Source organism: Dactylosporangium sp. NPDC050688, assembly GCF_040654515.1.
Taxonomy (GTDB): domain Bacteria; phylum Actinomycetota; class Actinomycetes; order Mycobacteriales; family Micromonosporaceae; genus Dactylosporangium.
The window spans coordinates 178,604-190,999 of record NZ_JBFAIC010000007.1 but is presented as its reverse complement, the minus strand read 5'-3'; the positions used below and the strand labels follow the sequence as shown (position 1 = coordinate 190,999).

11 protein-coding genes are annotated in these 12,396 nt (G+C 74.3%); 4 read left to right on the top strand and 7 right to left on the bottom strand.

The genetic code is table 11. The features are described 5' to 3' along the window. Positions 1 to 88 precede the first annotated feature (88 nt). The 3 genes from AB0H83_RS10000 (at position 89) to AB0H83_RS09990 (ending at position 3,499) form a co-directional block, all read left to right on the top strand. A complete protein-coding gene (locus AB0H83_RS10000) occupies positions 89 to 469 on the top strand; it encodes a hypothetical protein (protein ID WP_360089889.1) in 381 nt (126 codons plus the stop codon). A 40-nt stretch (positions 470 to 509) separates the two neighbouring features. Next, the gene (locus tag AB0H83_RS09995; RefSeq protein ID WP_360089886.1) at positions 510 to 2,231 is read left to right on the top strand and encodes an MOSC and FAD-binding oxidoreductase domain-containing protein; all 1,722 of its coding nucleotides are present in this window, start codon (positions 510 to 512) and stop codon (positions 2,229 to 2,231) included. 83 nt (positions 2,232 to 2,314) lie between these two features. Next, positions 2,315 to 3,499 carry a PP2C family protein-serine/threonine phosphatase gene (locus AB0H83_RS09990; RefSeq protein WP_360089883.1) on the top strand — a complete coding sequence of 395 codons (1,185 nt, stop codon included), beginning with the start codon at positions 2,315 to 2,317 and terminating at the stop codon, positions 3,497 to 3,499. Between the two features lie 54 nt (positions 3,500 to 3,553). Here AB0H83_RS09990 and AB0H83_RS09985 read toward each other — a convergent pair whose 3' ends face one another. The 6 genes from AB0H83_RS09985 to AB0H83_RS09960 form a co-directional block, all read right to left on the bottom strand. Further along, positions 3,554 to 5,815 (bottom strand): glycoside hydrolase family 3 N-terminal domain-containing protein, encoded by a 2,262-nt coding sequence (locus tag AB0H83_RS09985; RefSeq protein ID WP_360089880.1) that lies wholly within the window; start codon positions 5,813 to 5,815, stop codon positions 3,554 to 3,556. A gap of 428 nt (positions 5,816 to 6,243) precedes the next feature. Further along, positions 6,244 to 6,846: a dihydrofolate reductase family protein gene (locus tag AB0H83_RS09980; protein WP_360089877.1), complete on the bottom strand. Its 603-nt coding sequence runs from the start codon at positions 6,844 to 6,846 to the stop codon at positions 6,244 to 6,246. After that, complete coding sequence (locus tag AB0H83_RS09975; RefSeq protein WP_360089874.1) at positions 6,843 to 7,730, bottom strand: metalloregulator ArsR/SmtB family transcription factor; 888 nt, start codon at positions 7,728 to 7,730, stop codon at positions 6,843 to 6,845. The genes AB0H83_RS09980 and AB0H83_RS09975 overlap by 4 nt, the downstream gene beginning before the upstream one ends. Before the next feature lie 51 nt (positions 7,731 to 7,781). Then, complete coding sequence (locus AB0H83_RS09970; RefSeq protein WP_360089871.1) at positions 7,782 to 8,453, bottom strand: hypothetical protein; 672 nt, start codon at positions 8,451 to 8,453, stop codon at positions 7,782 to 7,784. Continuing rightward, positions 8,453 to 10,588, bottom strand: coding sequence for an Hsp70 family protein (locus tag AB0H83_RS09965; RefSeq protein WP_360089868.1), 2,136 nt, complete (start codon positions 10,586 to 10,588; stop codon positions 8,453 to 8,455). Before AB0H83_RS09965 ends, AB0H83_RS09970 begins: the two co-directional genes overlap by 1 nt. A gap of 54 nt (positions 10,589 to 10,642) precedes the next feature. Then, positions 10,643 to 11,254, bottom strand: a complete 612-nt coding sequence (locus AB0H83_RS09960; protein WP_360089865.1) for a dihydrofolate reductase family protein — start codon at positions 11,252 to 11,254, stop codon at positions 10,643 to 10,645. Positions 11,255 to 11,389: 135 nt separating this feature from the next. Here AB0H83_RS09960 and AB0H83_RS09955 point away from each other — a divergent pair, with 135 nt between their 5' ends. Beyond that, positions 11,390 to 11,692, top strand: a complete 303-nt coding sequence (locus AB0H83_RS09955) for a DUF1905 domain-containing protein (RefSeq protein ID WP_360089862.1) — start codon at positions 11,390 to 11,392, stop codon at positions 11,690 to 11,692. Between the two features lie 38 nt (positions 11,693 to 11,730). Here the strand turns inward: AB0H83_RS09955 and AB0H83_RS09950 are convergent, their stop codons facing one another. Beyond that, positions 11,731 to 12,153 (bottom strand): DUF4259 domain-containing protein, encoded by a 423-nt coding sequence (locus AB0H83_RS09950; RefSeq protein ID WP_360089858.1) that lies wholly within the window; start codon positions 12,151 to 12,153, stop codon positions 11,731 to 11,733. Positions 12,154 to 12,396: the final 243 nt, after the last annotated feature.

Sequence of the window (12,396 nt, the reverse complement as noted above, 5' to 3'; positions counted from 1 at the left end):
CGCACCGGCGAGCCCCTCGAGGACCTCGAGTCCGTCGACGAGGTGCCGGGACCGGTCCGGGACGTCGCGCTCGGACAACTCCGGCAGCGTGTACGCCGACGACTGGCCCGGCCACGAGAGCACCGTGGTGCGGCTGGTGCACGGCGAGGTCGGCGGCGAGCCGGTCCTCGTCACCAGTGACGGCAGCACGCAGTACATCTGGGACGCCACCATCGGCGGCACCGTGTGGCTGCACGACCCGCGCACCGGCCGGCCCGACGGGGCCCCGCTCGGCCCGTTGCCCGGCGCCGTCACCTGCCTGGCGATCGACGCGGACGCCCTGGTCGCCGGCTGCGCCGACGGGACCGTGCGCAGGTGGACCGGCACGCAGGCCACGGTCACCGGCCTGCCCGGGCCGGTGACCGCGCTCGCCGTCCATGCCGGTGCGGTGTACGCCGCCGCCGGCGACATCGTGCACGTCATCCGCTGAGGGGGAGGCGCCGGGCGGCGCCGGGGCTATTGTCGGTGCGGTGGCGGCGCTGGTGTCGGTGAACGTGGGCCTGCCCAAGGACGTCGCGTGGCAGGGCCGCACCGTGCACACCGGCGTGTGGAAGGCGCCGGTCGACGGGCCGGTCATGCTGCGCCGGCTCAACCTCGACGGCGACGGGCAGGGCGACCTCGCCGGCCACGGCGGCGAGCAGCGGGCGGTGCTGGTGTACCAGCTGGACTCGTACCGGCACTGGCGCGACGTCCTGGGCCGCGACGACCTGACCCCCGGCGCGTTCGGCGAGAACTTCACCGTCGACGGCCTGCCCGACGACGAGGTGTGCATCGGCGACCGGTTCCGCGTCGGGGACGCGCTGGTCGAGGTGACCCAGCCGCGGGTCACCTGCTACCGGGTCGGGCTCCGCCTCGGCGAGCCGCGCCTGCCGGCGCTGCTGGTCGCGCACCACCGCCCCGGCTTCTACCTGCGGGTCCTCGCCGACGGCGAGGTCCGGGCCGGCGACGAGCTGGTCAAGGTCGCCGACGGGCCGGAGCGCGTGACCGTCGCCGAGATCGACGCGCTGCTGTACCTGCCGGGGCACGACCGCGCCGCCGTCGTGCGGGCGCTGCGAGTCGGCGCGCTCAGCCCAGGGTGGAAGGCGTCGCTGCGGGCGCTGCTCGACGAGCCTGCGGACCGGCCGGGCAACCCGGGGCTCGGTGCGGTGGCGCCGCCGCCGGCGTGGGCCGGGTTCCGGCCGCTCGTGGTCACCGGCGTACACCCGGAGACCGCCGACGTGACGTCGCTGCGGCTCGCCGCGCCCGACGGGACGCCCCTGCCGCCGCCGGTCGCGGGCCAGTTCCTCACCGTCCAGCTCGCCGCGGGGCTGGTGCGCAGCTACTCGCTGTCGGGGCCGCCCGCCGGGGCGTCGTACCGTATCAGCGTCAAACTCGAGCCGGGCGGCGCCGGCGGCCGGTTCCTGCGCGACCACGTCCGGGCCGGCATGACCCTGGACACCGCCGCGCCGCGCGGCGCCTTCACCCTCGACCGGTCCGACCGGCCGGTGCTGCTCGTCTCGGCCGGGATCGGCGCCACCCCGCTGCTGGCGATGCTGCACGACCTCGCCGGGCACCGGTCCGGCCGGGCGGTCTGGTGGCTGCACGGCGCCCGCGACGGTGCCGGCCACGTGTTCGCCGCGGAGGTCCGGGCACTGCTCGCCGCGCTGCCGTCCGGCCGCGAAGTGGTCTGCTACAGCCGCCCCCGCCCGCAGGACCGCCCCGGCGTCGACTACACCCGCGCCGGCCACCTCGACGCCGGCGTCCTGGGCGGCCTGGACCTGCCGCCCGCGGCGGTCGCCTACGTCTGCGGGCCGCCGGGGTTCATGGACGACGTCACCGCCGCCCTGACCGCGGCCGGCGTCGCCGAGGTCCACCGCGAGCAGTTCTCCGCCCTTGCCGCGCAGACGCCGGGGGTACGCCCGGCAGCCGCCGGCCCGCCCCGCTCCCGTCCCGGCCCGGGCCCGACCGTGACGTTCGCGCGCAGCGGCGTCACCGCCGGCTGGTCGGACGGCGACGGCAGCGTCCTCGCGCTCGCCGAGGACTGCCGGGTCCCGGTCCGCTGGTCCTGCCGCACCGGCGTCTGCCACACCTGCGAGACGGGCCTGCTGTCCGGCGACGTCGACTCGGTCCCAGAGCCCCTGGACCCGCCCGCCGCCGGCACGGTCCTCATCTGCTGCGCCCGCCCCCGTACCGACCTCGTGCTGGACCTGTGAGCCGGACGGTTTGGCGTTTCGGGAATGCTGCCGCACGATCGGGGAGGCGTGAGCGGGCCGGCGACATGTGACGGAGTGGCAGTGTGACAAGTGCGATGGAAGCGGTCCACGACCTGGTGGACGCGCTGCACCACGCCCGCCCGGAGGACCTGCCGGCGATGGCGACCCGGGTCGCGGCGGGGCTCGGCGCGCTGGACATCGAGCTGTTCCTGGTCGACTACGGGCAGGTGGACCTGCTGCCGCTGGCGGGCGGGCACGGCGTGCCGGGCGAGCCGGTGCACATCGACGGCACCCTCGCCGGGCGGGCCTACACCAGCGGCGAGGTGGTGCGCGCCGGTGCCCCCGACGACGAGCGGATCTGGGTGCCCGTGATCAGCGGCGCCGACCGGCTCGGGGTGCTGGCCGCCCACCTGGGCGCCCCGCCCGGCGACGACGCGGCGTTCGTGCGCGACCTGCGGGTCCTGGCGGCGGCGTTCGCCGGGATCGTGGCGTCGCGCCGCACCTACGGCGACGCCCTGGAGCGGACCCGGCGGCGGCTGCCGATGCAGCTCGCCGCCGAGATCATCTGGAACCAGCTGCCCCCGCTGACGTTCGCGACGACCGACGCGGCGGTCGCGGCGATCCTGGAGCCCTGCTACGACGTCGGCGGCGACGCCTTCGACTACGCCATCAACGGCTCGACGCTGCACGTGGCGGTCTTCGACGCGGTCGGGCACGGGATCGCGGCGAGCGCGCTGACGTCGCTGGCGATCAGCGCGTACCGCAACGCCCGCCGTTGCGGGTTGGACCTCGTCGACTCGTGCCGGTCGGTGGACAAGTGGGTGCACGCGCAGTACCCGGACGGTTATGTCACCGCGGTCCTCGGCGAGCTCGACATCGCCTCCGGCACCTACCGCAGGATCAGCGCCGGGCACCCGGAGGAGCTGCTGCTGCGCGGCGGGAGGCTGGTGCGGACCCTGAGCGGGCCGACCGCGCTGCCGCTCGGCCTCGGCTACCTCGGCGGCACCAGGCCGGTCGTCACCGAGGAGCGCCTCGAGCCCGGCGACGCCCTGCTTCTTTACACCGACGGCATGATCGAGGCGCGCACCGAGGAGGGTGAGCAGTTCGGCGTCGGGCGGCTCGTCGAGTGCGTCACGAAGGCCCTGGCGGACCAGCTGCCCCCGGCCGAGACGATGCGCCGGCTCGTGCGCACGCTGCTGGCGTATCAGCGCGACCAGCTGCAGGACGACGCGACCGCCCTGCTGCTGGCCTGGGACCCGCACCCCTGAGCGCGGCGCGGGTGCGCCGGTCGGACGCTCCCGGGCGCGGCGCGGGTGCGCCGGTCAGATCGGCTCGTGCACCGGCCGGCTGACGTTGAACCCGGCCCGCAGCAGGTCCTCGTCGCGAGAGGACGCCCCGACGAGCAGCTCGAAGGCGCCCGGCTCGACCACCCGTTCCCCTGCCGCGTCGACGAACGTGCACGCCGCGACGGGCAGCTCCAGGGCCACGGTGCGCCGCTCGCCGGGGGCCAGTGACACCTGCGTGTAGGCCTTGAGCTCCTTGTCGGCCCAGGTCGCCGAGGTGACGGTGTCGCTGACGTAGACCTGCACGGTCTCCAGGGCCGGCCGGGCGCCGCTGTTGTGCAGGGTGACGGTGGCCCGCAGCGTGTCGGCCGCGGTCACCTCGGTCTGCTCGATGCGCAGGTCGTCGTACTCGACGGTGGTGTAGCTCAGGCCCTGCCCGAACGCGAACGCCGGGCGCTGCGTCAGGTCGGCGTAGCGGCTGCCGTGCTGGCCGCGGACCTGGTTGTAGTACGTCGGCTGCTGGCCGGAGTGGTGCGCGAAGGAGATCGGCAGCCGGCCGCTGGGCTCGATGGCGCCGACCAGCAGCTCCGCGATCGCGCGCCCGCCGCGCATGCCGGGGTTGGCCGCGAAGATGATCGCGGCGGCGTTGAGCGCCGACGGCGGCAGCACGAGCGGCTTGGAGCTGATCAGGACCACCACGAGCGGCGTGCCGGTGGCGGCGAGCGCGTCGAGCAGCGCGACCTGGCCGCCGACGAGCTCCAGGGTCGCGGTCGACTTGCCCTCGCCGACGAGCTCGATGTGGTCGCCGACGACGGCGACGACGTAGTCCGCGGCCTCGGCGGCGGCGACCGCCTCGGCGATCATCGCCGGGTCCGCCGGGCTGGGGTGCACGATGTGCGGGCGGGGCTGGCCGTCGGGGAAGAACTCGCCCTCCGGGTCGGGGCCGACGGTCAGGATGTCGGCGCCGCGGGCGGTGGTGACCGTCCAGCCGGCGGGGACGGCGGCGCGCAGCCCGTCCAGGACCGTCTCGGTCAGCTCGCGGGGGTGGCCGTCGGGCAGCCACTCGGTCTGGCCGGACGCGCCGGCCCAGTCGCCGAGCTGGGCGTGCTGGTCGTCGGCGTTGGGCCCGACCACGGCGACCGTCCTGCCCTCGCCGGTCATCGGCAGGGTGCCGTCGTTGCGCAGCAGCACCAGGCTGCGGCGGGCGATCTCGAGGTTGACCTCGGCGTGCGCGGGGGCGCCGATGACCACCGCCTGGCGGGCCGGGTCGGGGTGGCGGGGCTGCTCGAACAGGCCGAGCTCGAACTTCAGCGTCAGGATCCGGCGGACGGCCTGGTCGATGTCGGACTCGTCGAGCATGCCCTTGGCGACCGCGTCCTGGGCGCCCTCGAAGAAGCCCGGGGTGGTCATCACCATGTCGTTGCCGGCCTTGACGGCGGCGGCGGACGCGGAGGCGTAGTCGACGTGGACCCGCTGCTCCCAGACCATCCGCCCGACGTTGTCCCAGTCGGTGACGAGGGTGCCGGTGTAGCCCCACTCGCCGCGCAGCACCTCGTCGAGCAGCCAGCTGTTGACGGTGATCGGCACGCCGTCCATCGACTGGTACCCGAGCATGAACGTGCGGCAGCCCTCCCGGGCGACCCGCTCGAACGGCGGCAGGAACCACGAGCGCAGCTTGCGCCGGGAGATGTCGGCCTCGCTGGCGTCGCGGCCGCCCTGCGTCTCGGAGTAGCCGGCGAAGTGCTTGGCGGTGGCGAGGATCGCGATGGGGTCGGCCAGGCCGTCGCCCTGGTAGCCGCGCACCATCGCGGAGGCGAGTTCGCCGATGAGGAACGGGTCCTCGCCGAATGTCTCGCTGACCCGGCCCCACCGCAGGTCGCGGGCGATGCACAGGACGGGGGAGAAGGTCCAGTGGATGCCGGTGGCGGCGACCTCGACGGCGGTGACGCGGGCGACCCGCTCCACGAGCGCCGGGTCCCAGGAGGCGGCCATGCCGAGCTGGGTCGGGAAGATCGTCGCGCCGCTCCAGAACGAGTGGCCGTGGATGCAGTCCTCGGCGACCAGCAGCGGGATCCGCAGCCGGGTCTGCTCCACGAGCGCGGTGGCCTCCACGACCCGCTCCGGCGAGGCGTGCAGGATCGAGCCGGCGTGCATGTCCTCGACGAGGTGACGGACGCCGTCGCGCGCGTTGAGCTGCAGCATCTGCCCGACCTTCTCGGGCAGCGTCATGCGGGCGAGCAGGTCGGCGACGCGCTCGGCGACGGTCAGCGTTGGGTCGAGGTAGGGCAGAGGGGCTGGCACGGAGTTCCTTTCGCACTGGTCAACCCAGAACGATACGCGGGAGAGCGCTCTCTGGAGAACCCCCTGACACGGCCGTTGATGCAGCGTGTTCTGGGTCACAGCGCGTGATGTGCCTGCATGTCTGATCGATGCCGGTGAACGCATGTGGTGGCCCAGCGGACTCGGCCGGGCCACCAGTCCCACGGTCCTGGAGCAGGACCGGGCGGCTGCTTGCCTCTAGAGGATCGGGCGTCCGTCGCGGTAGGGGCCGCGGACGGGCTCCTCCTCGATGGTCAGCAGTTCGTCGTCGTACTCGCGTTCGTCGTGCGACATCGTGCAAACCTCTCCTTCGTTGCGTGACCACCCTACCCACCTCGAATTAACGGCAAACTGTGTCGAACCACTCAACCCCCGCTTTGACGGCAGCCTGACGGCGGGCGGACCGGCGCTCAGCGGGCCCGGTCGTACACGAGGGCGAGGGTGCCGTGCTCGCCGGCCGTCTGGCTGGTCAAGGTCCACCGGCCTGCGGGCAGGCCGTCGTCGAAGAGGCGCGGACCACCGCCGAGGAACACCGGGAAGACGGTGAGGGCGAGCCGGTCGACCTGGTCGGCGGCGAGGAGGGCCTTGATGACGCTGGCGCTGGACAGCACGAGGATGTCGCCGCCCTCGGCCGCCCTGAGGTCCGCGACGACTTCGGTGGCCGGCTTGTCCACGACCGTCGTGCGCTCCCACGGTGCCGCGCCGAGGGTGGAGGACAGCACGACCTTCTCGGTGTCGACGAGCCACCTGGCGAACGCCTCGTCGCGGGGGTCGGCGCCGGCCATGCCGATGACGGTCGGCCAGAAGCCGAGGAACCCCTCGGCGTTGACCCGCCCGAGCAGCGCCGTCGTGGCCGGCCGCCACAGGCTCGTCAGGTGGTCGCGGGCGACGTCGGTGACCGCGTACGGCATCACCCAGCGCATGTCGACGGGGTTCTCCGGCGCGGCGTAGCGACCGTCGAGGGACAGCGACATGTTGGTGACGACCCTGCGGCCGCCGGTCTGCTCGGTCATCGCGCGCTCCTTGTGCCGGTGTTCGTGCCGGTGTTCGTGCCGATGTTCGTGCCGATGTTCGTGCCGATGTTCGTGGTGTCCGTGGTGACGGCCGCGACGAGCTTGTCGAGGCTCTGGCCGAAGCCCAGTTCGATGCCCGCGACGAAGTCCGCGGAGTCGACGGTGCTGCCGGTGATCCGGTACCGGACGTCGAGGTCGGTGCCGTCGCCGCCGGGCCGCAGGTGCAGCTCGACGTGGGCGGTGAAGGCCGGCGAGCCGTCGGCCAGCAGCGGCGAGTTGCGGTAGGCGAGGCGTTCTCCGGGCACGACGTCCTGCACGACGCCCTCCGCCCGGCCCGCGACGGCGTCGGTGCCGTCGGCGTCCTCGGCGTCGCGGTACTCCAGCACCACCCGCCCACCCGGGCGCGCCTCGAAGACCAGCCCGGACACGCGCAGGTCGTCGGGGGCCCACCAGCGGGCGAGCAGGCCGGGCTCGGTGAGGTGCCGCCAGACCAGGTCGCCGCCGGCGGCCAGCGTCCGGTGGAACGTGAACAGCCGCCCGTCGGCCCACCCGTCCCCGCCCGCGGCGAGCCGCTCGGCGTGCAGGGTGAGGCCGTGCCGCTCGAAGGCCGCGCCCGGCCCGCTCTCGGCCTGCTCGGCGAGCCGGCCGAGGGCCTCGGCCAGGTCCCGTAGCGGCCCCGGCCGCAGCGCGTAGATGCGCCGCTGCCCGACCCGCTCGACGGTGACGACCTCGGCCCGTTCGAGGGTCTGCAGGTGCTTGGTCGTCTGCGGCTGCCGGGCCCCGATGAGCTGGGCGAGGACCCCGACCGGGCGCGGGCGCTCGGCCAGCAGGCACACGAGCCGCCAGCGCACCGGGTCCGCCAGGGCGGCAAGAAGTACGTCCATGCCAGGAAGTATTCCCCTCAGAGAATATTCCTGTCAAGGAATAACTCGGCGTCACCGCCCCCAGCCGAGGAGCAGCAGGTGCGGCGCGGGTTGCGCGGCGACCGTCTCCGGGCAGTACGCGCGGACCCGCACGTCACCCCGGAACCCGCGCAGCGTGCAGGTCAGCGTCGTCGTCCCGGCCGGCTCCGCGCGGTGCACGGGCAGCCGCTCGTGCCCGGGTTCCGAGAGGGTCCGCCGGTACCGCACGACCCCGCCGACGGCGACGTCCAGCTCGACGGCGCCGTGCACCGGCGGGAACGGCCGCACCTGGTGCTCGACGTGGATGTCGGTGCCGGTGAACGTCAGTACCCGGACGACATCCACCGGCACGCGGGCCGACATCCACCGCAGCATCGCCCGGCCGGCGCCCTCCGACCACTCCGCCGGGGTCCAGCTGAAGCCGTGCGCGACGAGCAGCCGCCGGATCGTCCGGCTGCGGGTCGAGTCGTAGCAGTTCCACCCGTCGGCGTGGCACAGGTCGGGGTCGGCGCCGTGGCGCAGCAGCAGCGTGACCAGCTTGACCCGGCCGAGCTCGCACGCGGCCAGCAGCGCCGTCGTGTGGGTGCCGTACTCCTGCTGGTTGACGTCCCAGCCGTTGCGGATCAGCGCCCGCAGCCCCCGGAAGTCGTTGCCGCGCACCAGCGCCCGGACCCGCTGGAAGTCCGCCTCCCGCCGCCGGCGCATCAGCCGCCGCGCCGGCGCGGGGCGTGCCAGCGTTCCACGGCCAGGCTGATGCCGGCGAACAGGACGGTCAGCGCGCTCGCCTCCCCGACGGACACCGCCTCCAGGACGCGGCCGAACCCGCCGAAGACGTCCACGCCCCACCCGAGCGGACCGGTCGGTGGCGACAGCTCGTCCGTAGGGGCGGTGAGCAGCCGGGCCCAGAGCAGGACACCGAGCACGCCCGCCACCGCGAGGCCGCCACCGGCGACGGCGCGCAATGCCGGGCCTGCCTGCGGATATCGCGCCTGTACGGCGATGCGCCCGGCCGTGGCCGGCACGCAGACCAGGGCGAGGGTCGTGGCCAGCCCGACGGCGAAGCACGCGTTGACGGCGATGCCGTGCAGGACGCCGTCGCTCATCGAGATCAGGTAGAGCGCCACGCCGTACCCGTCGCGGTCCAGCATCGGGTCGGCCGGGGCGGCGTCCGTGTACCAGAGCTTGGACATGGTGCCGCCGGCGAACGCCACGAGCACCAGCAGCGCGGCACCGGCACGCAGCGCCCGGCCGCGGCCACCCCGCGGGCCGGCCCGGCCGCGCAGCAGCAGCCAGCCGCCGAACGCCGCCAGCCCCGACCCGGCGAGCAGGTGGGCGACGGCCGCCCAGGCGTCCTCGTCGGCGCCGAACAGCATCGACAGGTAGCGGTGGGAGGTCAGGATGAGGCTGGTACCCACCGCGAACAGCACCGGCAGGCCCAGGCCGGCCAGCGTCGCCGCCGGGATCCGGCTGCGGTCGGGCAGGCCGGTGGCGACGAGCAGCACGACCAGGGGCAGCGCGGTGGCGAGGGCGATCGGTGCGACCGCGGCCTTGACGCCGTACGTGAGGAACTCATCGGCGTGGACCGTGCCCGACATGATCCACAACAGGATCAGCCAGGCGGCGGGCACGAGCACCGCGAGGACCCGGCCGGGTCTGCGCGCCGGCTCCGGCGGCCGCTCCGGTTCGCGTGCGGGCTCGGGGGTGTGCTCCGGGACGTGCGCAGACTGCGGTTCGCTGTCCGGCTTCTGCGTGGGCGTGGGCGTCGGCGTCTGTGTCTGCGTCGGTGGTGTCGGCTCGGCGTGCAGGCTGCCCGTGGCGACCACCAGCTCCGGCTGGTCGATGACGGTCGGCGGGATGCGCAGCGCGCGGTGCAGCAGGGTGGCGGCGAGCGGCAGGCGGCTGCCGCCGCCGACCAGCAGGACGCCCGCCACCGACTCGGGCTGCACGCCGGCGTCGCGCAGGGTCTGGACGGTGAGCGCGACGGTCGGCTCGAGCAGCGGGCGGGCCAGCTCCTCCAGCTCGTCGCGGCTCAGGTGCGCGGTGGTGTCGGCGACGGGCACGTGCAGGTCGGCGGTCGCGTGCCGGGACAGCTGCTCCTTGGCCGCCCGCGCCTCCTGCCACAGCTGCTGCCGGGCCCGCTGCTCCGCGGGTGTGGTGGGCCAGGCGAGCCGCGCCCACACGTCGTCCGGCGCGCCGCTGTGCGCGCGGGCGTGCCCGATCACCGCGGCGTCGAGGTCGAGGCCGCCGACGTCGGGCAGCCCGGCGGTAGCCGTCACCACCGGCCCGCCACGGACGACGCTGACATCGAACGTGCCCGCGCCGAGGTCGTACACGACGAGCGAACGGCGACCGGAGACGGCGCTGCCCAGTACACCGGCGAAGTAGGCGGCCGCCGCGACCGGCTCAGGCACGAACGCCACGCGCGCCCACCCGGCCTGCCGAGCGGCCGTGGCGAGCACCGCGAGGCGGACCCGCCCCCACGCGGCCGGATGCGTGAGCACCACCTGCTCCGCCGGCCCGCCGGCCACCCGCCGGGCCTCGGCGTCGACCCGGGCGAACACGGCGGCGACCACGTCGGTCACCGGGATTTCGCGCCCGCCGAGCCACAGCGTCCCGTCGTCGATGTGCCGCTTCGGGTGCGGCTCGAACGCGGCCGGGTCGCCGCTCGCGGCGCGCACCGCGTCGAGCCCGGTGAGCAACGCGTCCGGCGCGGCGAACACGGCCGAGGCGAGCAGCGGCGAGCCGTCGAAGAGCAGCGCACCCGACGTGCCGTCCGGACGCTGGAGCACGGCCACGGTGCTGGAGGTGCCGAAGTCGACACCCAGACGCAACGCGGTCACCGTCTATCAATATCCGAACCCGTCACCGAAGGCCACCCCCTGCCCCGGCTGCGTCTACCGCGCCGGCCGGTACTGCGTCACGGCGACCCTGCCGTCCAGCAGCCGCGAGCCGACCGTCTGCAGGTTGAGGCGCTGCTTCGGCTCGGCGAACAGGCGGCGCCCGCCGCCGAGAACGACGGGGTGCACGGCCACGTGGTACTCGTCGATGAGCCCCAGGTCCGTCAGGGCCGCCGCGACGGAGGCGCCACCGGTCAGCAGCAGGTCCGCACCCGGCTCGGCCTTCAGCGCGGCGACCTCCTCGCCGAGCTTCTGGTCGCCGGGCTTCTGGTCGCCGAGCTTTTGGTCGCCGAGCTTTTGGTCGCCGATGACGCGGCTGGTCCAGGCGTCGCCCTCGTACGACCGCGAAAAAACGATCTTCGGAGTGGCCCGCCAGAACGGGGCGAACGCGACCACGTGCGGGTCGTCGGACATCGTCTCGGCGGTGGGCCAGAAGCCGACCATCATCTCCCACACCGCCCGGCCGAACAGCAGCGTGTCGACCCGCCGGTCCAGCCCTTCGGAGTACGCCGACAGCTCCGGCCCCATCACCGGCCGGTCGAACTCGCCGTTCGGCCCGTCGATGAACCCGTCGACCGACGTGTGCACCCAGTAAATGATCTTCCGCATCGCGGTCTCCTTCGCCTGCGTCCGGCTGGTCACCCAGAGGTCGCCGTAGCCCGGCCCACCTCGACACGCGGTCGGTGTGACCTGGAGCACACGGTGCTCGGAGGTTTTGTCGTACCCACGTGCGAAGGTGTGCGGGTGGTGGTCGTGTTTGAGGGGCAGCTGTGGTCGTGGGACGCGAGGCGGGTCGACAGCTGGGTGTTCGTGACGCTGCCCGAGGACGAGTCGGAGGAGATCCGTGAGGTGGCCGGGGGAGTGCGGCGCGGCTTCGGTTCGCTGCGCGTGCGGGCGACGGTCGGCACCACGAGCTGGAAGACGTCCATCTTCCCGGGCAGCGGTGGCGGCGGGTTCGTGCTGCCGCTCAAGCGGCCGGTGCGCAAGGCGGAGGCTTTAGACGTCGGCGACACCGCGACGGTGACCGTCGAGCTGCTCGACGTCTGACAGCTGTTCTCTCGGCGAGCGTGCGGTAAGCCTCGTCGTCAGCCCAACGACGAGCGCAGAACGGCGGCGATCGCGTGGGCCGTGCGGGCGCCCTCGCCGTCCTCGTCGCCGTCGATCCAGGTGTCGTGCCAGTCGTTGCCGGGCCGCAGCATCTGCTCCAGGCCGGCAAGCGCCTGAGCCCGTAGTTCGACGTCGACGCCACCGGCCACGACCGCAGCCTCGGCGCCGTGCCCGATGCCGGCCAGCTGCTGTGCGCCGCCCGGCACGCTCAGCGCCACAAGCGCCGCCGCGTCCACGACGTCCTGCTCGAACCAGTCGAAGCCGCGCTCCCCGATCCGGGGCACGCCGGCGAGGATCTCCCGCAGCACCGCCCACCGCTCATCGTCGGTACTCCCGGCCAGCTGGTCGAGCAGGTCCTGGCCGGCGTCGCTCGCGAACGGCGCCGGTCCCCATGTCGCCATGCCTCGCAGTACAGCACGGCAAGGCCGCGCGATGCGATGTGCCGTTCGACCGCTCGCGGCGGTGAGGCATCAACAGTGCGCTACTCGTCTATGACTCGCTTCGGCGCGGCTGGCGCCGCGGGCCGGGGTTCCCGCCCCGGAGCCCCCATGCTCGTTGCCGCTGGTACTGCCTGCGCCGGTGTTCGGCAGGCTCACGCGTGCGGCATCCGGTGGTCGCCGCCGAGCCGGCCGGACCCCCCGTGA